General features: G+C 53.0%; 12 protein-coding genes. 5 read left to right on the top strand and 7 right to left on the bottom strand.

Features of this window, described 5'->3' with window-relative positions:
- Nucleotides 1–97: 97 nt before the first annotated feature.
- On the bottom strand, nucleotides 98–1,297 hold the full coding sequence (locus V6575_RS18750; protein ID WP_340276505.1) for an AGE family epimerase/isomerase: 1,200 nt from the start codon (nucleotides 1,295–1,297) through the stop codon (nucleotides 98–100).
- Between the two features lie 261 nt (nucleotides 1,298–1,558).
- On the opposite strand from V6575_RS18750, the gene V6575_RS18745 reads away from it, so the two are divergent.
- From V6575_RS18745 to V6575_RS18725, 5 genes are all read left to right on the top strand, one after another.
- Complete coding sequence (locus V6575_RS18745; protein WP_340276504.1) at nucleotides 1,559–2,689, top strand: SLBB domain-containing protein; 1,131 nt, start codon at nucleotides 1,559–1,561, stop codon at nucleotides 2,687–2,689.
- Nucleotides 2,690–2,892: 203 nt separating this feature from the next.
- Nucleotides 2,893–4,110: a capsule biosynthesis protein gene (locus V6575_RS18740; RefSeq protein WP_340276503.1), complete on the top strand. Its 1,218-nt coding sequence runs from the start codon at nucleotides 2,893–2,895 to the stop codon at nucleotides 4,108–4,110.
- Nucleotides 4,094–5,401 (top strand): capsule biosynthesis protein, encoded by a 1,308-nt coding sequence (locus tag V6575_RS18735; protein WP_340276502.1) that lies wholly within the window; start codon nucleotides 4,094–4,096, stop codon nucleotides 5,399–5,401. Before V6575_RS18740 ends, V6575_RS18735 begins: the two co-directional genes overlap by 17 nt.
- On the top strand, nucleotides 5,398–7,116 hold the full coding sequence (locus V6575_RS18730) for a capsular polysaccharide export protein, LipB/KpsS family (protein ID WP_340276501.1): 1,719 nt from the start codon (nucleotides 5,398–5,400) through the stop codon (nucleotides 7,114–7,116). The genes V6575_RS18735 and V6575_RS18730 overlap by 4 nt, the downstream gene beginning before the upstream one ends.
- 110 nt (nucleotides 7,117–7,226) lie before the next feature.
- Nucleotides 7,227–8,024, top strand: coding sequence for an SDR family NAD(P)-dependent oxidoreductase (locus V6575_RS18725; protein WP_340276499.1), 798 nt, complete (start codon nucleotides 7,227–7,229; stop codon nucleotides 8,022–8,024).
- A gap of 9 nt (nucleotides 8,025–8,033) precedes the next feature.
- Here V6575_RS18725 and V6575_RS18720 read toward each other — a convergent pair whose 3' ends face one another.
- The 6 genes from V6575_RS18720 to V6575_RS18695 all read right to left on the bottom strand — a co-directional run bounded on the left by V6575_RS18720 (nucleotide 8,034) and on the right by V6575_RS18695 (nucleotide 20,969).
- Nucleotides 8,034–9,422 carry an aminotransferase class I/II-fold pyridoxal phosphate-dependent enzyme gene (locus V6575_RS18720; RefSeq protein WP_340276498.1) on the bottom strand — a complete coding sequence of 463 codons (1,389 nt, stop codon included), beginning with the start codon at nucleotides 9,420–9,422 and terminating at the stop codon, nucleotides 8,034–8,036.
- On the bottom strand, nucleotides 9,419–17,020 hold the full coding sequence (locus V6575_RS18715; RefSeq protein ID WP_340276497.1) for an SDR family NAD(P)-dependent oxidoreductase: 7,602 nt from the start codon (nucleotides 17,018–17,020) through the stop codon (nucleotides 9,419–9,421). The genes V6575_RS18720 and V6575_RS18715 overlap by 4 nt, the downstream gene beginning before the upstream one ends.
- Nucleotides 17,021–17,515: 495 nt before the next feature.
- Nucleotides 17,516–17,887 (bottom strand): YciI family protein, encoded by a 372-nt coding sequence (locus V6575_RS18710; RefSeq protein WP_340276496.1) that lies wholly within the window; start codon nucleotides 17,885–17,887, stop codon nucleotides 17,516–17,518.
- A gap of 83 nt (nucleotides 17,888–17,970) precedes the next feature.
- A complete protein-coding gene (locus V6575_RS18705; RefSeq protein ID WP_340276495.1) occupies nucleotides 17,971–18,933 on the bottom strand; it encodes a Bug family tripartite tricarboxylate transporter substrate binding protein in 963 nt (320 codons plus the stop codon).
- Between the two features lie 67 nt (nucleotides 18,934–19,000).
- The gene (locus V6575_RS18700) at nucleotides 19,001–20,500 is read right to left on the bottom strand and encodes a tripartite tricarboxylate transporter permease (RefSeq protein WP_340276493.1); all 1,500 of its coding nucleotides are present in this window, start codon (nucleotides 20,498–20,500) and stop codon (nucleotides 19,001–19,003) included.
- 4 nt (nucleotides 20,501–20,504) lie between these two features.
- Complete coding sequence (locus V6575_RS18695; protein WP_340276491.1) at nucleotides 20,505–20,969, bottom strand: tripartite tricarboxylate transporter TctB family protein; 465 nt, start codon at nucleotides 20,967–20,969, stop codon at nucleotides 20,505–20,507.
- Nucleotides 20,970–20,994 lie beyond the last annotated feature (25 nt).

Below are 20,994 nucleotides of genomic sequence, written 5' to 3'. Positions count from 1 at the left end.
TTATGAAGCTCGTGTTTCTCGTCTGTATAGGAAGCTCAAGGCATTCAGAAAAGCCTGCTGTGACAATTTCTAGTGGGGTTTGGATCAAAGTAGAGTTTTAAGAAGGGCCGAGGGTCTGTTCTTTTGTAAACCGGTGAAGTTCCGAAATGGCGCAGACAATATGATACAATGAGCTTGCCGGAGCCGGTTCTTCCACGAACTCTCCATTTGCATTCAGCTTGTCACGCCATAGCCCCTTTGGTGCAGCATCCAGATAAAGGAAAAGAGCGTTGCTGGCTCGCAAAATGTCTTGGAGATAAGCCGTCCGCTCAGGCCCACTGGAATGCTCGGCCAAAATTACAGCTGCCTTGATCCATTCTGTCTGCCCCCATAGGCGCGCCAGCGGGTCCCGCACGGAGAAATCATCATTCAGGGCCATGATCGCAACCTGCCGGTCCCTATCAATCCCGTAGCTTTCGCCAATTTGATAAAGTCGGCGCGCCATTTGGATCGCTTTGGCGTTGCCACGCAAAATGCCCCAGCGTGCAAGCAACCAGCACCACTCGAATTGATGCCCTGGCTCCATCACCCGCCCGCGATCATCCGGCATAGGCGACCAGTCTAGATCAAAGAACTCACGCTCCCCGCCATTGATCGGGTCGATGAAGCGGTCCATCGCGAGATTGGCTATTTCATCGGTTAAGGCAATCCAGGGGCCAGTGGTGTCAATGAGTTCAAGTGCTTGCGAGGCTTCGAACAGATGCATATGAGGATTTGAACAAAGCGGCGCGCAGTCAGGGTTTGCTTCGCGAAAGCCTCTTTCAGAGTGGCCGTATTCTGATCTCAGATGTGTCAGTAAAGACCGTGCATCTGCCATAAGGCTCTCTGCCCGATCAGGGAGCGCTGCTGCTGCTTGTGAATAAGCGAAAAAAGCAAATGCCTGATTGTAGAGATCGAAGGTCTCGTCAGAGACCGTACCGTCGGGCTGAACCGCTGATGCAAAGGTTCCGTCAGGATGTCGGTAATGTGCGAGATACCAATCCAGTCCCGCTTCAACCGTTTTTTGCCACGGGCCCGTCCACCCAAGATTTCCAGCTTCAATGAAGCTATAGATTTGGCGTGGTTGAACCCGTGCCCTTTTGGCAACGCTGCAGCCTTTTACGTCAGCCGGATCGATGGCCTCGTAAAACCCGCCATGTCTTTGGTCTACGCCTTCATGAAGCCAAACAGGAAGGGCATCATGTGTAAGCCAGGAGATGAATCGGTCAGAAGTGTGCCGAATTTCTGTCTCCAGCTCAGTTTGAAGGGCGGCGGACATGATGGTCTCCGTTCTATGCCGTGTCGGATGAGGTGCCGATTCGCAATTTTGCTATGAGTAGAGTTTAGTAAGATAGTATGATCGTTTTGCGCTGAAGGAAAAAAGGTGCGAGAACTCAATTCTTTAACGAATTTGAGATCAAGTGTTGCCGGGGCACCACAGCTCGTGGATGGAACATAAAATCTATCAAGGTTTCTTGGACAGGTGGTTTGCGTGCGTGCTAGGAAACCAGGCACGCAGTTGGGTGGAACAGGTTTATTAATGAGATTCATAGCGGTAACGTTTTTGTCAGTGGCGCTTGCAGCTTGTGCTGCGCTCCCTGGTGATGGCCCTGGGGCATTTAATATATCCTCACAGGATATAGAGGCGGAATCAAATAGCAGCGACTATACGATTATTAAGCTCGATAGCTCCAACATTGAGGCCATCAAGCGTTATCGACCGCTTTCCTTTGCCAATCAGTTCCATGGTGTTGGAGGTGGTGGGTCTAGCTCGGAGCTTGGAGTTGGTGACGTTTTGGGTGTTGGGATCTGGGAAGCAACACCGGATGGTTTGTTTACAAATTCTGACAGCAACTCGAGCCAGATCCCCGTTGTTATTGATGAAACGGGGAATATCTTCATTCCTTATGCTGGGCGCGTTCGTGCTGTCGGCCTGACTGTTGAGGGATTGCGTCAATCAATTCAAAAGAAACTTGTTGGCAAGGCCGTCGAACCTCAGGTCCTGGTATCGCTCAGGGAAAAACTCAGCAAAACCGCAGTTGTCGTCGGGGATGTTGCCAAGCCTGGCGTATATCCTTTGCCACTTCGAAATACGCGCCTGTTGGACATTGTGGCAAATGCAGGTGGATCACGTAAGGCGACATATGAAACCGTCGTGACACTAAAACGTGGACGGCGTTCGGGTACCACTCGGTTGGAAGATCTGATTGATTATCCTGAAAACAATGTGCTGATTTCACCAAGCGACAACATTCTCTTGTCGCATAGGCCTAGGACGTTTTCTGCATTTGGTGCGATAAAATCAAATCAGCTTGTGCCCTTCAAGACAAAAGACATGACGCTTGCAGAGGCTTTGGCGACTGTTGGTGGCTTGAATGACAACAAGGCAGATGCTGCAGGAATTTTCCTGTTCCGATACGAAGATGCAAGTTTGGTTCGTGCTGTGAGACCTGAATTGGCGCAACGTTTCGCCAGTGATCAAACTGTGCCTGTCGTTTATAGGGTTAGTTTGCGGGATCCTGGTGGCTTCTTCCTTGCACGTTTCTTTGAGATGCGCGACAAGGATATCCTCTATGTATCCAATCATCCAACGGCTGAGTTGGGTAAATTCCTGCAGATCATTGCACCGCTGATCAGCAATGTATCATCGGTTCAAAATCTTACAGACTAAGCTGGATTGATACAGTCCCGGGTTGGCGGGCCAATTGGTCCGCCTACAAGGCGAACAAGTTCGGTGTAAGAAAAGTGGCAGTCAGTCAAAAAGTATTCTTGTTCTTGCAAGGGCCGCCATCAATTTTCGCGCGTACTGTCGCTGACGAATTGGAACTGTTGGGTTGCAAGACACTCCGGATCAATTTTTGCCCCGGAGACTGGTTGTTTTGGCATGATTGGCGCGCGACCTCTTATAAAGGCAAACTTTCGGACTGGCCTGAATGGCTGGCCTGCTTCTGTAAGCAGAACAGTGTAACAGATCTGGTTTATTATGCTGACCGGGTACCATATCATTCTGCTGCGGTGGAGGTTGGAAACTCTCTTGGCTTGATCTGTACAGCCTATGAATTTGGCTACCTCAGACCTGATTGGATCACGGTCGAACGCGATGGACTGTCTGCGCATTCCCGGTTTCCGGTCGACCCAAAGGCAATTAGAGAAGCTGCAAAGGGCTTACCGAAGATAGATAGGCGTCGGCTCTATCCTTTCAGCTTCGAGGCCGAAGCTGTTGCAGAAGTCACATATAATATGTCGAATGTGATTTTCTCGGCATTTTATCGCAAGTTCGTAAGGGACAAACTTTATTTTCCACTTGTCGATTACCTGAGTAATCTGCCGCGTCTGGCTCTTGCCCGCAGTCGCCAGAAGGTCGCCGCTCATCTTGTTGATGATGTGATTTCGGTTGGCTGTCCTTATTTTGTATTTCCCCTACAGCTGCAGAGCGATTATCAGCTGCGCTACAATTCGCCTTTTGAACATATTGCAGATGCTGCGGAAGAGGTTATTCGGTCCTTTGCAAAGTCTGCTCCTGTTTCGGCAAGGCTTGTCTTCAAGATTCACCCTCTGGACAATGGAATGGAGCCTTGGCGCAAAATCTTGCGCACAGTCGCCAAGCGTTATGGTGTTAAGAAACGCGTGTATGTCATTGATGGTGGAAATCTGGATCATCTTTTGCGTCATTCAGCTGGAGCATTGACCATCAATTCAACGACTGGATTGCATTCCCTTCGGGTCGGGTGTCCGACCAAGGTTCTGGGCATCGCGCTCTATGACATTGATGGGCTAACCTGCCAGAATTCAATTGATGACTTCTGGCGTGATGGATCCAAACCTGACCAGAGTTTGCTGGATGACCTTGAACGCTTGCTAGCGGCCTCGATCCAGGTGAAAGGGTGCTTTTACACTGATGCGGGTCGCAGGGCAGGAGCCTATCAAATGGCGCGACGCTTGGCAGATCGTAAGGTAAACTTGCCCGGTGCGCTGTGCGATGTTGCTCCACGACTGGATAAGGCACGTAAGCTTGGAATTGCGACCACATTCGACGAGCAAATTGCCTCTCGTGGATCCACAGAGCGCTGGACCCATGCTTGGCGAGGATAAGGCGTTCCAGGAGACCGCTGACAGGCAAGTTCTGTTCTTGCAAGGGCCTTTGTCTCCGCTCTATCGGCTGCTTGGGAGGCAATTAAAGCAAGCTGGTTGCCGCGTTTACAGGATCAATCTATGCGCTGGAGATTGGCTTCATTGGAATGGCTCGGATGCTCGGTCCTTCAAAGGTAAGCCGCAAGATTGGCCAGCTTATGTGTCGGGTGTGATGGATGAGCTTGGCATCACTGATCTAGTTCTTCATGCCGACCAGAGAATTTACCACAAGATGGCCATCGCAGAAGCCAACGCGCGCGGAGTCAGGGTTTTCGTGACCGAGCTGGGGCTGCTACGGTCTGGCTGGATGACATTGGAGCGTGAGGGACTTGCAACGCTCAGCCGCTTTCCTGCTGATCCTGCTGCTGTTCGCGGCATAAGCCGCAGCGCTGGAGAAGTGGATTTCACGCCGATGTATCCAAAGTCCACCGCGCTCGAGATCATTCCAGATGTGATCTATAATTTGACGAACGTCTTTCTGAAGCCACTCTATCCTAGCTATCAGCGCCATACGCTTTATCCGCCAATCTTGGAGTATTTACGCGGTGGTTGGCGGCTTTTTCGGGAAGGGGCACGAAACCGTAAGGTGGAGGTTCAGCTGGATGAGCTCCTTTTGCAAGATCAGCCTTATTTCATCTTTCCTCTTCAGCTGGAAGGTGACTTTCAGTTAAGGGCTCATTCGCCTTATAAGAGCTTTTCCGAGGTTATCGATACGATTCTTGTGTCTTTCGCGGAACATGCGCCGAAGGCTGCCTGGCTGGTTTTAAAGAGCCATCCTCTGGACGCGGGATTTGAGAACTGGCCTATTGTTGTCCGGAAGCTGGCTCAAGAATATCGGATTTCCGACAGGATTATCTTCCTTGACGGCGGTCGCCTGGATCACTTGTTTTCCAAAACTTCTGGGCTTGTAACGCTGAACTCAACTGCCGGACTTGAAGCAATGCAATGTGGGGTGCCCGTCAAGACTTTGGTGCCTGCGCATTATGACATTGCGGGTATGACCCATTCTGGTGATCTGGCGACGTTCTGGAAGAGGCCGGAAAAGCCGGATGAAAGCTTGGTCCGCGATTACCTGAAAGCAATTGCTGCCACGGTGCAGGTGCGAGGTTCTATCCATAACAGTGAAGGCATTGATGCTGCGGCTCAGAACATGGCGAAGCGAATTTTGGAGTTCTCTGTGAATGAACCCGGCGGTTTTTGCGATCAACCGCCGCGCCTTGCAAAAGCCCGTGCGCTGGGTGTGCCATTATGAGCATAGCGCATGTGATCATAGATCCGGCTCTGAAGTCATTTCGGAGCAAATTCGCGGCGCTCCCGTTTTCAGGGTTCATTGTCGGTCTTGATGATGGCTCATTCCAGAAAGCACGTCGTAAGGCGCTTGCCAGCAATAAATCGGTCACGATCATCCTGCCGGGACCGTTGCCTATGCTTCAGGCTGGCTATCCTGGCTCATTAATCCACGTCGAGCTTACCAGTAACAGCCTTGTATCGGCATCCGGAGTTGAGGAGGCAGCACGACACGCGCTTTTGTCTCAAGCTGAAACTTGTCAATCTCGAGACAGAGAAGCAAATGCCTTTGATTTGCAGAAGTGGCGGGAGCAAACGCCCAATCCGAATTTCGCAAGCGGCCCCGATCAGGTGGGTACTTCGTCCGATGAGGAGGTTTTGCTTGCGCTCTTTGTCGGCGCGTCTTTAAGTGATGAGACTTCTGATGTGTCCGGGTTTTGGCGCATGTGGGCAACAAAGGCTTCAGAGGCAGCTGGCGGTCTGGATGCACATCTGGGGCATGTCTTGAAGCGAACTTGCCTTTGGTTCGATCCATACGACGGAAATGCCTACGCCTTTGAAGACATGCTGGAGACCTGCAGGCTCATTGAGGCGCATTGGGCTCTGAATGATGTTCCGTCTCACTGTTACGGGGCTCAATATTGGAATCACCCATCGATCCGGGCAGCCTTCGCTGGTGGCGGAGGAGATGTTCGCTTCTATGAGAGTGAAGAAGAGACATTGTCCGCAGCAAAGGCAAACGGCGGGCGGATTGTGTCTTGGGCCGGGAAAACAAGGGCTGAGTTTGAAGCTGCAAGCCAACAGGCAGGTGTTGACCTGCTACGTATCGAAGACGGGTTTCTGCGGTCTGTTGGCCTGGGCGCTGGCCTGGCACGCGGCGCGTCAATTGCTGTCGATGACATCGGCATTTATTATGACCCATCGCGGGCAAATCGGCTGGAAGCCCTGTTACTGGCGCAAGATGTAAGCAAAACCGAAGCGCAGCGCGGCGCAGCTCTGATTGAAGCCATGGTGCGGGCTCGTGTGTCGAAATATAATTTCGGCAAGGCGCAGACCTATCAGTTTCCAAATGACCGTGAAATCCTTCTGGTACCCGGCCAAGTGGCTGATGATGCTGCCGTACGAAAATCACGTTCCAGCACAATCGATTGTGCTCATACTCCCAATGTGAACTTGGATCTTTTGCGCCTAGCACGCGAGCGAGCACCTGATAGTTACATCGTGTTCAAGCCTCATCCAGACGTGGAAACCGGTCTGCGCAAAGGCAAGATGGATGTTGCGGAGACCCTGCAGTATGCAGATGAGATCGCCGCCAATGCCGACATCATCGACTTGATAGAGGCCATCGATAGGGTCGAGACCTTTTCCTCCCTTTCTGGGTTTGAGGCCTTGATACGTGGAAAGTCGGTAACTGTGCATGGGCTGCCATTTTATGCTGGATGGGGCCTCAGCGAGGATCTGACCGACAGTCCGAGGCGGGGACGGCAGAGGACGGTTGCAGAGCTTGTATATCTGGCGTTTTGTGTCTATTGCCGAACCATTGACCCGGTGTCCTTGCTGCCTTGTACGCCTGAATTCCTGATAAAGCGTCTGTCCCAGCAAAGGCAGAGTAGATGGCATGTTCTGAGAGCGACTGTATTGAGGCAAGCGTCTTGGTTTGGTCGTAAAATTGGCCTCTAACATATTAGAATATAGAGGCAATTTCTTTATCTTTGTTTAATTGACTTGATCTGTCGTGGGTGAATTTTGCTCTTCTATGGCCACGGTTCATTGGAAAATGAGGAAAAAAGATGTCAGCGCAGGCGCATAAGATGATCGTCCTGACCGGAGCCAGCGGTGGCATAGGTGTTGAGTTGGCCCGGCAATACGCCCGGCCTGGGCGGCGTTTGGCGCTCATCGCACGTGATCGCGTAAAGCTGGAGGCTCTTGCTACATCGCTGAAGGACACTGGCTGCGACCTTGAGACAGCCGCGCTGGATGTACGTGATCGCGACGTGCTGCATGACTATCTGGTTAAACTTGATGCACGTCACCCTGTTGATCTGGTGATTGCCAATGCAGGGGTTACTGCGGGCCTTGGTCCTGATCGCAGCCGTGAGGCGGATGAAGACGCAGATCGTCAGCTCGACATCAATTACCGCGGCGCAGTGAACACGGTGACGGGTGTGGTTGAAGCCATGCGGTTGCGTGGTCGTGGGCAGATTGTACTCGTGGCGTCTCTGGCCGGAATGAAAGCTTTGCCCGACATGCCGAGTTATTCGGCCTCCAAAGCTGCTCTTATCGCCTATGGACACGCTTTGAGAGGATGGCTCAATCCATTCGGGGTTGATGTTACGATTATCTGTCCGGGCTTCGTTACGTCGCCAATGTCTGCGCGACATAAGGGCGCTAAGCCCTTCGAAATGTCTGCGGAAAAGGCGGCTAGAATGATGTTAAGAGCGATCGAAAAACGCCGGGCTTTCTATGCGTTCCCGTTTCTGTTGGCGACAGGTATTCGTCTCCAGAACCTATTGCCCGCTCGCATCTCGGATTGGTTCATGGGTGGTTTCAAAGCGGAGATCGAAGAAGATCCCCGCTTCAAGAAATAACATTTGTGATCAGCGTGTGGCGCGAAGCAATTTGTCGACAGCCGTGCCTTCGCCCATCAGTTTTTCAATTTCTTCGGCTGTAAATCGCACCGCGCGTTCGATCTGCTCTTCGGTGTGTTCGCTTGTTATGAAAAACCGTACCCTTGCGGATTTTTCAGCTACTGCTGGAAAAATGATTGGCAGTGCGTTGATACCCCGGGCGAGCAGCTGGTTCGACAGCATTGCAGCACGCACTGAATCTCCGACGATCACAGGGACGACTGAGTAGCCAGCGCTTGGGCCGACATCCAGTCCTGCTTTGAGGGCGAGGTCCAAAAACAGCTTGCCGTTCGCCTGCAACTTCGCAACACGGTCTGGTTCCCGCTCCATGATTTCAATGGAAGCCAGAGCTGCCGCTGTCAGGGCAGGGGACAGGCCGACGGAAAAAACGAAGCCCGGGGCCGTAACCTTTAGGTAGTCGCACAGAACGCGCGAACCTGCGATATAGCCGCCACAAGAAGAGAACGTCTTGCTGAGCGTGCCCATCCACAGTTCGACTTCCTGCGGATTTATGCCGTAATGCTCGGCAATGCCTTTGCCGCTTTCACCAAGGGCTCCAATTGAATGCGCCTCATCGACCATCAGCCAGGCATCATAGGATTGCTTGAGCTTGACCACACGCCTGAGGTCCGGAAAATCCCCATCCATCGAATAAAGACCTTCGACAACGATCAGAACATTGTCGAACTTGTGCCTATTGTCTGCAAGCAGCTTTTCCAGCGCATTCAGATCATCGTGTGGGAAGTTGATTCGGGTGGCGCCGGACAGGCGGACTCCCTCTGCAATGGAGTTATGAACAAGGCTATCGGTTAGGATCAAGTCGCCCTTGTGCATCAAATGTCCGATTGTCGTGACATTCGTCGCGTGGCCCGACACCATGACGATAGCAGCCTCAACACCGTGAACACGGGCTAGGGCTTGTTCAAGTTCTCCATGAAATGGGCGTTCCCCCGCAACAATACGACTGGCTGAAACGCTTGTTCCAAAGACTTCTATGGCCTTGGCTGCAGCTGCATTCACCTCTGGATGGCCATTGAGGCCAAGGTAATTATAGGAGGCAAAATTGTCATATTGCTTGCCGTCGATCATGGTGGTGCCAGCGGCAAGTCCGTCATGAGCCCGGAAAAACGGGTTTTCAATTCCCATCATGTCTGCGGCAGCGCGCTGCATCTGCAGCTGTTTGATTTGCGGCAGCTCGCCGAAATCATATGCTTTGCGCTTTGGGGCGCGCGCAGAATTCCCAAGTTCTTCCGGGCGTCGTTGGCGGCCTGTTCGTCGGCCAGATCTCATGCTTTCCAAAAGCTTGGCACGGTCGCCAGCGTTTATTCCCTTGGCATTGGGATCATTTGGGCCTGTCATAGGAATGATCCCATCTCACGGCTTTTCTCTTCAACTTTCGCCGCGACATCCTCGAAGTCATCCGTCTCGCTTTGCTCATCTGTCATGTGCTGGCTTGCAAGCTGACGGCTGTCGGTAGAGGCTGTATCGTCGCTTCCTTCACCCAGGATCCGGTTTGCAACGCGGGTCGACAGATCAATCAAAGTCGCACCATTTGCCAGGGACATCAATGGGATGTCGATGCCCAACTGGCGCTCGGCGCTCATGCGCAATTCGAGCGCCATAAGGGAATCCATGCCGATTTCCGAAAGTGGCTTGTGAGCGTCGATCTCATCTGGCGCAATCCGGAGGATTTTACCTATCTCACCCGCAAGCAGCTTGGAAACGACTTGTGCTGCTGCGACCTTTTCCATGCCTTCAAGAAGGGCATGCAGATCGACCGCGCCTTCTCCAGTGCCGCTATCGTCTCCATCGCCAAGGCCTAGAAGGTCAATCAGAGGTGTGTCGAGGAGGGCGAGATCCTTGCGGGCGGATTGCCAGTCGATGCGTGCGTAACCAACCGCTGCTGTTTCCAGATCAGCTTGCGGTAAGGCCATTAGGTCCATCAGCCCATCAAGAGCTTCTTTGGCTGACAGGGCATGGCGCCCAAGCTTGCGGGACAACATCTCGTTGACGTCTTCATTGCGCGCCAGATATCCAGCATCGGAAATAGCCCCCCATGCGACTGTCAGCGCGGGTTTGCCCTCTGCCCGGCGTTTGCGAGACAGCGCTTCCAGATAACCATTAGCGGCGACATAGTTGGCCTGTCCGGGGTTGCCTACCAGCGTGGTGGCAGACGAGTACAGAACGAAATGATCGAGTGGATCGTTCAAGGTCAGACGGTCAAGAAGCTCCGCGCCTCGTATTTTGGGGGCGAGCACCTTGGTCAGACCGTCATGATCAAGATTGGCGATCAAGACATCATTCAGAACCATGGCCGTGTGGAACACACCACGAATTTCCGGCATCTCGGAGCGGATGCCGTCAAGCGCTGCAGACATGGCAGCCTCATCGGTAATGTCACAGGCAAACGCCTTGGCCATTATTCCAGTTTTGGCGAGGTCAGCAATGGCTGTCTGGGCCTCCTCAGAAGCCCCACCGCTGCGGCTCAGCACGGCCAGGTGGCGCGCGCCTTTTTCGCCAAGACGCTTGAGAAGCTCTACGCCGAAGCCTCCGAAGCCACCAGCGATCACATAGGTGGCATCCGCCTTGAAGTTCTGCTCGGCGACTTCCGGAAGTGCTTCAGGAACGCTAGGTGGGCGCAGGACAATTTTGCCGATATGGCCTGCTTGCTGCATCAAACGGAAGGCATCAACCGCCCGATCCGCATCGAACACGCGGTAAGGAAGCGGCGAGAGGGTCCCGTTTTCAAACAACTCCACCAAATCAGTGAAAAGCTGTTCGGCCAAAGCGGGTTGGCGGGTCAAAAGCTGATCGGCATCAATGCCGAAGTAAGTCAGGTTTTGACGGAAGGGTCTCAGACCGATGCGTGTGTTGCCATAGTAATCGCGCTTGCCGAGTTCCAGAAACCGGCCGAAGGGCTTTAGCACTTCAATACTGCGTTCCATGGCTTCGCCGAACAGTGAGTTCAGGACCACATCGACGCCTTCACCGTCAGTCTCGGCCATGACTGCATCAACGAATTCAAGCGATCGTGAATCAAGCACGACATCTGCGCCAAGCAATTTGACGAAGTTGCGTTTCTCAACTGAGCCTGCGGTCGTGATGACTTTCACGCCGCGCCATTTGGCGATCTGAAGCGCCGCAAGACCGACGCCGCCAGCACCACCATGGATCAGAACCGTCTCACCCTTGGACAGTTTTGCCAGATGGACCAGTGCATAATAGGCTGTCAGGAACGTAACTGGAATGGTTGCGGCCTCTTCGGATGAGACCGTAGACGGCATCCGTGCGCAGCCGCTTTCGTCAACGGATACGTGGCTTGCAAAGCAAGCAGGAGCAAAGGTGATGACCTTGTCTCCAGGTTTGAAACGGGTGACGTTTTCGCCGCAAGAGGTGACTGTTCCGCAGCACTCCATACCCAGTGTCGGGCCGGCGAAGCCGTCTTCCAGTGCCTCTTCAGGTAGCAGGCCAAGGGCCCACATGACATCACGGAAATTCAGGCCGCTTGCTTCAACAGCAATTTCTACGTCGGAGCCTTGAGGTTGCTTGCGCGGCACCGCCTGCCAGGCGAGCTGATCAAGAGCTCCCTGACGGAGGATGTCGAGGCGCATAGCAGGTGCAGATTCTTTCGGCATGGTTGCTTCTGGAAGCACGCCGCCTTGAACTATCCGCAGTCCCGAACGCCGGTCGCCATCGATGATAACTTCCCGCTCGTCTCCAGAATGTAGCAGTTCGCGAAGCAGGCGCACCGCCGCTATGCCCGGCTCCAGGTCCGGCGATAGATCAATCAAACGAACACCGGTTTGTGGGAATTCGTTCATTGCGACGCGGGCATAGGCCCAGACCGCTGCCTGTGCAGCGATATGGGATGTGCCGCCTGCAAGGTCCTGAGCACCGCCCGGCGCAACTATCGTCACGGACGCATCATCAGCGCCAATCGTGTTCAAAAGGCGTGTCAGCGACCAGCTGCGTAGGGTCGCAGCTGCCAATGCATCATTGGCACCGTCATATGCGCCCATCAGATGGACAACACGTCCGCCAGCCTCAGCCAAAAGTGACTTCAAATGGGCCGGGTCTGCATCAAAATCCACATGAACAAGACCCTCTATCGCCTTTTCTGGCGAAAGAGCTGGGATCGCAATACAGGCATCCCCACCGTCTCGTTTAAGGCCTGAGGCCAGTGCATCAGCAAGTTTTCTGGAAGGCCCGATTGCATCCGCCAGGATCAGCCATTTTCCAATCGTTGCCGCAGCTTCTTCGGGAGCGGCAATGGACGCTTCATCGTCATTGTCAGCTTTCAATGCAACCGCACGCGCTGCAAATAGGTCGACTTCAGCATCAGCGCTGTCGAGTGGTACGGTTTCAACCCGCTCGAAACCAGCATGGGCAAGTGTCGTGGTCCAGTTCGCAGACTGCCGCGAGATCGGGAAATCAGCGGTCGCACTGTCTCCCCACCAATCACTTCCCACGCCCATGACTAGGTCCGTAAGAGGCGATGGTAGATATTCCGCGCCTAAAATCAATCCGTCTCGTGCAATGAGACCCGAAAGGCTGCGATGTTGCTCACCCGTCATGTTGGCAAGGGACGATGCGTATAGAATGAGGTCGTAAGGGGCCGTTTCCTTGATAGCGTCATCGTCGAACTCCACAAAGGAAGTCGATGTGCTGCCGGACCAAAGACGCATGGCGCGACCAAGCACAGCGTCATTTGCATCCGTGACAACAGCACTCATCCGGCGCGGGTCTAGTTTCCGGTCGATGGTTTGGGCAATGTCGAGTGACGAGGCCCCAACGATCAGAATCCGCATGGCCTCTTCTTCAGGCCAGCCTGTGACGATATTGGCGGCAAGGGCGTTCTGCGCATTGGATAAGGCGATCGCTGCCGGGGATGCTGTTGAATAGGCTTCGAACAGTCCGCTGGCGTAAAGTTCGCGCGCAGAAGACTTCAGGCCAGTCGCCAAAAGCTTGGACAAATCGGTGGAAAGCCGTGCAAGCAAGGCAGCCTCGGCAACATGCCGGGATCCCTCAAAAGCAATTGCCTGCATAAGAGCCATTTGGCCCGGACCGTCTGACGGATCGCTCAAAGCCCACTGCGCAGTATCAACGTCTTCTACAGCGAGATTACTGTCCGCCAGCCAATTCAAAAGTGAAAGGGCCAAGGGCCTCGCGCTTGCGTGCCAAGTATCATCCGCAAATAGGTTCGCAGGGGACAGTGAGCCGCTCTTGGCAAAGGTCCAAAGTGTTTCATGGGCTATGGTGCGGCCAAGCGCCTCGACAAGCAGTGATTGCTCAGAAATGTCCTGAGGCTCGTCTGAGGACAGGTCTAGACGTGCAGCGAAATCCGCAAAGCTCTCACCAATCACACTTCCAACCGGAGACTGACGGTTTGCATCCGGCAGAACAGCTGCGATTTGGCGATAGATGAGCTCATTTGGAAGAGTTTCGCGTCCAAGTTTCACGGCGCGGAAACGAGCTTGAGACAGACGGGCAACAACATTGCCTTCTGCATCATGATATTCAAATGTTGCTTCGATAGAGCGAGGTGATGCTTTTGTCACCTTGATGTGGACACATGTCGGTGTCGTGTCAGCCTTCAGAAGGCGCAGTGACCCAATCCGGATCGGCAGAAAACTGGTCTTCTCCGGGATCCCCTCGACATTTCGCAGAAGCGCAAATAGCCCGTGGAACCCGCTGTCTACAAGTGTTGGGCACAGGCAAAGTTTTACTTTCGAAACGGCATCATGCTGAGGCTTAAGATAGACCGTCGCGTTTCGCGGGTCGTGAGTAACAACTTTATCTGCACGCCGGAAGGCAGGGCCATATTCGAGGCCAAAACTGCGGGTAATTTCATAAAGTTCGTCATGTTCCAGTGTCGACAAGATTGCGGGATTGTCTTTCAGCCACGGGGTTGGACTACCATTTGACACAGAGACAAAATGACCGCGGACGTTCAAGGACCAATCGCTGTCCTGAAGGCGCGGTCGTGACAGTATCTCAATCACGTGATCGTCTGAAGAAATACGAACTTGAGTTTCGAATGTTTCGCCAGGCTCAATCACCATAGGACGCAGGATGTCCAGATCCCGTAGTTCAACCGTTTCCCCGTCGACCCAGATCAGTGCTGCACGAAGGGCCATTTCGGTGAAGCCGGCTGCGGGGAAAACGACAGATTCCTCGACCTTATGATCGTTAAGCCATTTGGTCGATTCTGCATCAATGTGGTTAAACCACTCGCTGGTATCCTTACGGAGCCGAGAGCCCAACAAAGGCCAAGAATGCCCGAAGATGGCATTTATCTGCTCGCCCGTTGGTGCTGGTTTGATTTCGATGTTTTGCCAAGGGTATAGCGGCAAATCCGCCAGCGAGTTTGGTTCTGGTCCGACGAAGGCTGCCAAGTCGACTTTTCCGCCATTGACGACGATGCCGCTGGCTGCAACGGAAATGGGGTTAGCAACTGGCTTGGCTTTTTTGCCTGGCTGGTCGAGCGTCGCAAGAACCTTGGCTTTTTTACCGCCGCCCCGAAGGGCGTCGTTCATGTAGGTTCCCAGAACTGCTTTAGGCCCGATCTCCACAAGGACGCCTGTGCCTGCGTCAATCATGTTCATGATGGCATCAGCGAACAGGACGGGTTGGCGAACATTGCGCCACCAATAGTCGGCATCGAGCAGTGGGGATTCAGCGTCCGTATCGACGGTCGAATAAAACCGGATGGAAGGAGCCTTCGGTGACAGGCCAGAGAGCGCGTTCCTGAGTGGTTCTCGGATCGGGTCAACCAGGGCACTGTGGAATGGATAGGCAAGGTTCAAACGGCGCATGGCCCATTTGTTCTTGCGCGCAAATTTCGCAAAAACATCAAGGCTTTCAGCATCGCCGGAGATTGTCACACTGCGTGGACTGTTGACCGCAGCAAGCTCAATACGGGGTAGGCCGCTGGCCCTGATCGCTTCCTTTGCTTTTTCAGCCGACAACAGCAAGGCTGCCATCGAGCCGAGATCACGGACAACTTCCTGCTCGGTGGAACGGGCATGGATTACCTTAACGGCCTGTTCAAGGGTCAGGGCGCTTGCACACCAGGCAGCAGCCACTTCTCCGACACTGTGTCCGGCGACTGCGTTGGGTTCGATGCCACGTGTTTTCAGCGATTCAACGACAGCGACCTGGATTGCAAACAGCAGTGGCTGCGCTATTTCCGTGCGCTCTATGTCACTTTCAAGATCTTCAGAGTACAGAGTTGTCAGCAGGGACCAGCCTGCAACGCCCATGAATATATGGTCGATTTTCTCAAAGGATTTTTGGAACGCGGTATCTTTTTGATAGGCTTCCTGGCCCATTCCTGCCCACTGAGAGCCATTGCCGGAAAAGATAAAGCCGATGTTTTCCGATGATCGCAAGGCCTCGCCTGAAACAACCTCAGGCCCTGCAGCATCTTCGAGGTAAGCGTTCAGAGCCGCGAATTTGTCAGCGCAGGTGTCGCCGTGGACAATTAGGCGTTCGCCAAGCAAGTCGCGGGCATGGGCTGTGGAAGCTGCAATATGGGCAGCCTTTACGCTATCATCTGTTTCGAAAAGCGCGGCATAGGACTTTGCTAGCTCCTTAAGGGCGCCTTGAGATCTGGCGGTCAGCAGAAGCGGTGCAGCTTGATTGCAAGCGGCTGCATCCTCGGTTTCTTCTTCGCCGTCCGCAATCACCGCATGGGCATTGGTGCCACCAAAGCCAAAGGAGTTGACGCCAGCCAAGCGCGGCGTGTCGGACGGTGCCAGCGCAACAGATTCTGCTGCAACCTGAAGATTGAGCTCTTCAAAAGGAATGTCTGGATTTGGATTCTGGAAATGTAGCGACTTCGGGAATGTATTGTGCTTGAGAGACAGAATAGCTTTCAAGAGACCGACAAGACCGGACACTGGCTCAAGATGCCCAACATTGGTTTTAACCGAGCCAATCGGCAAGACTGCATCGCGCTTTTGGCCAATAATCGTGCCAAGCGCTTCTGCTTCCGCAGGGTCGCCGACGCGGGTTCCCGTACCATGGGCTTCCACGAATGCCAGATCCTTGGGAGGAATACCCAGGCCATCATATATTTCGCGCAACAAGTCTGCCTGCGCGTAGGGCGAGGGCAGTGACATTCCGACGGTTCGGCCATCCGCGTTGATCCCGGTCGCAGAGAGTATCGCGTGGCTTCGGGTTCCTTTGAGCTTTCCGGCACGTTTTGAACGCAGAACGATGGCGACTCCGCCTTCAGAACGCACATAACCATCACCATTGGCGTCAAACGCCTGACAGAGCCCGGTAGGTGACAGCATTGTGGCACGGGAAAAGCCGATGAAAGCAAACGGGCTAAGGAGAAGACTGACACCGCAGACAATTGCAGTGTCGATCTGTCCGCTTTCAAGCGCGGTAGCAGCCTCATGAAGGGCAACCAGAGACGATGAGCAGGCAGTGTCAACGGTGAAGCTGGGTCCGCGCAAATCGTAAATATAGGAAATACGGTTAGATACGATCGACAACGTGTTGCCGGTCATGAACTGCATGTCGGAATTCGCAGGGTCAACCAGAAAGCGATGGTGATAATCGAGTGAAGATGCGCCAACGTAAACGCCGGTATTGGTGCCCGCTATATCACTCGGCTTTATATTCGCGTGCTCAAGGGATTCCCAGACGAGCTGCAGCAAAAGCCGCTGCTGAGGATCCATTTGCAGGGCCTCGCGCGGTGAAATTCCAAAAAAGGATGGATCAAACCCCCACACATCATCAATCTGGCCTGCTGCCCATGTATAGGATTTACCCAAGGCAGCTTTGTCCGGATGACCAAAACGCGCCAGCGGCCAGCGTTCTTCTTTGACTGTGGTGACGGTACAGGTGCCATCTGAGAGTAGCTTCCAGAATTCTTCGGACGAGTTGGCGCCCGGCAGGCGGTTGGAAAAGCCCAGGATATCAATATCAGAGGTAAGCGAAGCCACAGATCGACCTTCATTCCAAGGCGCATAGCGCCAGCTTTAGTTCTTTCAGCTTAAACACTTTTTTCGTTTAAACGTTTAATATGAGTATATGGAAGTCATAATGGTATTCAGTCCCCTCAACCCGAATTTTCGCTTACTTTTAATCCCAATGGGAGTGTTTAGCCATGCGAACATACCTCGTTCGTACATCAGTTACCATACGCATGGTAATGTTTACGCTGAGGATTAAAATTTGTAATAGCTTATTTGGAACGTTTATAAACCCACTAGCGCCGCAGATCGGCTACGCAATTGAAACAATCGGCAAATAAATGTGGATTTAATCTGCGGTGTTGCAAAAAAGTTTATGCCATTTACAAATTTGGGTCGCGGTTTTTAGGGGAGTGCGAAGCTCATTTAATGAGTTCAGTAAGCTCTTCTATGTAAGGCTAAAAGCTCGCCATAGATTATGAACATTTATATTCCCGCCCAGAACGTAACAGGCACATCAAGTAATCAGCCCACAACCACACTCTGATCGGAATAGCGGACAGTGAAGGTCATGCTGCCTTCGTTCATCATCCATTTGCGCAGTGTGTATGTCCTCAATCCTGCGGCGTGAAACGGATCAGCATCGGCCAACTCTCTTGCCTCAGTGATTGACTTTACACGCAAGATAATCATGCCGCCCGAGGGAATATCCTCGCCTTCCTCAAAATAAGGCCCTGCACCGAATAGCTTGCCCTCGCGTTCTAGCTTGACCTGATAGTCTAGATGTTCTGGCAACAGTTTCCTGATTTCAGGGGATCTGGCAGGTGTGGTCGTGACCACATATAGTTCCTTGCGCAGCATATCTGCGGTCAGCTGATCTGGTGTTTTCTCGCTCATAACCGAGAACCTGCTTTACTGGCTGCATATTCATAATAACAAAAAATAAGGTCCGCCAACATGTCGGCGAACCTCTTGGCAAGTTAACGCTTTTGGATACCAGTCAGTTCAACAACCTTTTTCCAGGTCGCGATCTGGTTCTCGATCATCTTGCGCATGTCTTTCCCGCTGGACGGAGAAGGCCATGCTCCCAACTTGCTTATCCGTTCAGCTGTGTCCGTGTTTGCCAGCGCCTTATGCACCGATGCGCGCAGTTTATCAGTAACTGCAGGGTCAAGGCCCGCTGGTGCACCAACACCAGTCCAGGATATGATATCAATTCCTGGCGCAACCGTTTCGGCCAGGCTTGGAATATCCGGACTATCAATCCAACGGCGCTTTGAACTCACTGCCAGAATATCAAAATTTCCGGCTTCTTTCTGGGGCTTCAAAACAGAGCCAGTGTCGATCACGACGTCAACTTCACCGCCGAGCATTGCAGTCACTGCTGCAGCTCCTCCCTTATACGGCACGTGGATAAAATCAGCCCCTGTTTCCAGTTCCAGAAGTTCACCAGTTAGATTTTGAGTAGAACCGACACCAGAGTGCCCGATCTTGATCGTGCTGGGGGCAGCTTTTGCTTTTGCGATCAAATCTTCGATCGAGTCATAAGCCCCAGCCGGGGTCGCCACAAAGAACGGAAACTGGCCGATTGTTGAGATGAAGGTGAAATCAGAAAGTGGATCAAATGGCTGCGAGTTATAGAGTGCCGCCGAAACGGCGTGTCCGCCGACCATGAGCTGTATTGTGTATCCATCCGGGTCTGACTTTGAGACAAAATCAGACGCCACATTACCGCCTGCTCCTGGCTTGGACTCAACCACAACAGGCTGTCCCAAATCCTGTGTCATCGGTTCTGCAAGGATACGGGCGACCGTATCTGCATTTCCACCGGCACCAAATCCGATGATGAACCGAATGGACCTATCTGGATAATCATCGCCCGCCATTGCGGCACCTGACATAAGTGTAACAACTGGCAGTGCCAGCATCAGTTTCTTCAACATTTTCTTCCTCCCAATAGTATTCGGTCCAACGTGAGCTCAAAGGGCCTAAGACCGAAAAAGCCCGATCTTACCTCCCACCTGTTTTCCAGGGTTTTCGATAAGACTTGAGTGTAGATAAAGCGGTAAACGCCATCAGAGCTGCGCCGCACGCCACCAGCACAGCGCTGATGGGGCGTGTCACGAACACTGAGAAATCCCCGCCGTACAAAAGCATGGTCCGTCGAAAGTTCTCCTCAAGCATCGGACCAAGTACAAAGCCGAGCAGTACCGGGGCAGGTTCAAAGCGGTACCGCTTCATTACATAACCCACGATCCCAAACACGAGAGTAAGCAAAACGTCTGTCACACTGTTGCGATGAGAATAGACGCCGACGCATATGAGAAGAACGATGGCCGGATAGAGCCGATGATAGGGAATGCTCAACAAACGCACCCAAAGGCCAATCAGCGGAATATTGATGATCAACAAGATGACGTTCCCTACAAAGAAACTGGCGATCACCCCCCAGAACAAATCCGGCTGTTCAATGATAAGACGTGGTCCAGGGACAATACCGTTGAGGATCAATGCACCAATGATGAGAGCCATCACTGCATCTCCTGGGACGCCAAGTGTCAATGTTGGGATAAAGCTGGTCTGGGCCGCAGCGTTATTGGAAGCCTCAGGTGCGCAAAGGCCTGGCAGATGGCCCTTGCCGAATTTCTCCGGGGTTCTGGAAATCCGACGCTCGAACGCATAGGCCATGAAAGAGGCGATCGCGGCTCCTGTTCCAGGTAGTGCGCCGAAAAATGCGCCAATAGAGGCTCCGCGTCCCACGGGAGATACCATGGCACGCAGCTCGTCCTTAGTGGGGAAAATGTCCTTGAATGACAAGTCAATCTTGGCACGGCGCTCATCAAAACTTGAGGCATTCCGAATGATTTCAGATACACCAAACAGGCCCATTGCCAATGAAACCAGGCTGATGCCGTCTGCCAGAGACTCTGTGGCAACGAAACGATATTGCCCGGTGTTTGCGTCAGCCCCCACCATTCCAAGGGCGATGCCGACCAAAGCCATCGAAAAGGCGCGTAAATGGGACCCGGAGCTGATCAAGGAAGCCGCAACCAGTCCAAGAGCCACCAGCATTGTATATTCGGGTGCGCCGAACTTAAGGGCAAATGCGGCCATTGGAATGGCAGCCAAGACGACCACGAACACACCAATCATGCTGCCGACAAACGATGAGAGTGCCGTCACAAGCAGAGCAAACCCCGCCCGTCCATTCTGCGCTAGCGGATAGCCCTCCAAGCAGGTGACGACGGAAGAGGGTGTGCCGGGCAAATTCAGCAAAATGGAGGCAATAGCACCACCATATTGAGAGCCGTAATAGATGCCTGCCAACAAGATCACGGAGCTCGTTGCATCCAGATAGAATGTGACTGGAAGCAGCAGCGAGATCGCGGTGATCGCCCCAACTCCCGGCAAAACCCCGATCACTTGTCCAAGCAGAACGCCAAAGAAGGCATACATAAGCACATCAGGCTGCAGAACGACGGATAAGCCTAACAGGAATTGTTCCAGCATCGCCTTACCTCCCAAACAAGGTTAGAGGCAAACCAAGTGCGACGATGAACAAGAACCAACCAGCCAAAGTAACGGCGGCTGAATAGATCAAAATACTCAGAAATCCTGACCGCTTGTTTGCAAGCATTGACGCTGCCACGGCACAGAACATCGCAGGGATAAGACCTGCAGGTTCGATCAGAACAATAAAGATGATGACAGCGCCAGAGATAAATACAAGTGCGCGCCAGTGGACCTGCTCCTCGCGCACAGGGCCAGCATCACGTAAATCAGAAACAATCACTGCGATCCCCATTGTGATCAGGGCCAACGCAATGAGGTGCGGCATGAAACCCGGACCCATTTGTGTCAGGCTGCCGCTTGGATAGGACCACGAAATCGCGATCATCGTGAGGCCGATCACAACCAAGACCGATCCGCCGATGATGCGGCGCCAGATCGGTAACTTCTGCTGATCCAAATTCTGCAATTCACTCTTCCCTGATCATAACTTG

It is taken from the genome of Roseibium algae (assembly GCF_037783265.1).
GTDB classification, from domain to species: domain Bacteria; phylum Pseudomonadota; class Alphaproteobacteria; order Rhizobiales; family Stappiaceae; genus Roseibium; species Roseibium algae.
The sequence above is the reverse complement of the archived record's forward strand: the minus strand, read 5'-3'. Positions and strand labels throughout refer to the sequence as shown.

What these genes read in the sequence shown, in the direction of transcription:
- V6575_RS18750 (WP_340276505.1), bottom strand. Translation starts at nt 1,297, where the DNA reads ATGTCCGCCGCCCTTCAAACTGAGCTGGAGACAGAAATTCGGCACACT.
- V6575_RS18745 (WP_340276504.1), top strand. Translation starts at nt 1,559, where the DNA reads ATGAGATTCATAGCGGTAACGTTTTTGTCAGTGGCGCTTGCAGCTTGT.
- V6575_RS18735 (WP_340276502.1), top strand. Translation starts at nt 4,094, where the DNA reads ATGCTTGGCGAGGATAAGGCGTTCCAGGAGACCGCTGACAGGCAAGTT.
- V6575_RS18730 (WP_340276501.1), top strand. Translation starts at nt 5,398, where the DNA reads ATGAGCATAGCGCATGTGATCATAGATCCGGCTCTGAAGTCATTTCGG.
- V6575_RS18725 (WP_340276499.1), top strand. Translation starts at nt 7,227, where the DNA reads ATGTCAGCGCAGGCGCATAAGATGATCGTCCTGACCGGAGCCAGCGGT.
- V6575_RS18720 (WP_340276498.1), bottom strand. Translation starts at nt 9,422, where the DNA reads ATGACAGGCCCAAATGATCCCAATGCCAAGGGAATAAACGCTGGCGAC.
- V6575_RS18710 (WP_340276496.1), bottom strand. Translation starts at nt 17,887, where the DNA reads ATGAGCGAGAAAACACCAGATCAGCTGACCGCAGATATGCTGCGCAAG.
- V6575_RS18705 (WP_340276495.1), bottom strand. Translation starts at nt 18,933, where the DNA reads ATGTTGAAGAAACTGATGCTGGCACTGCCAGTTGTTACACTTATGTCA.
- V6575_RS18700 (WP_340276493.1), bottom strand. Translation starts at nt 20,500, where the DNA reads ATGCTGGAACAATTCCTGTTAGGCTTATCCGTCGTTCTGCAGCCTGAT.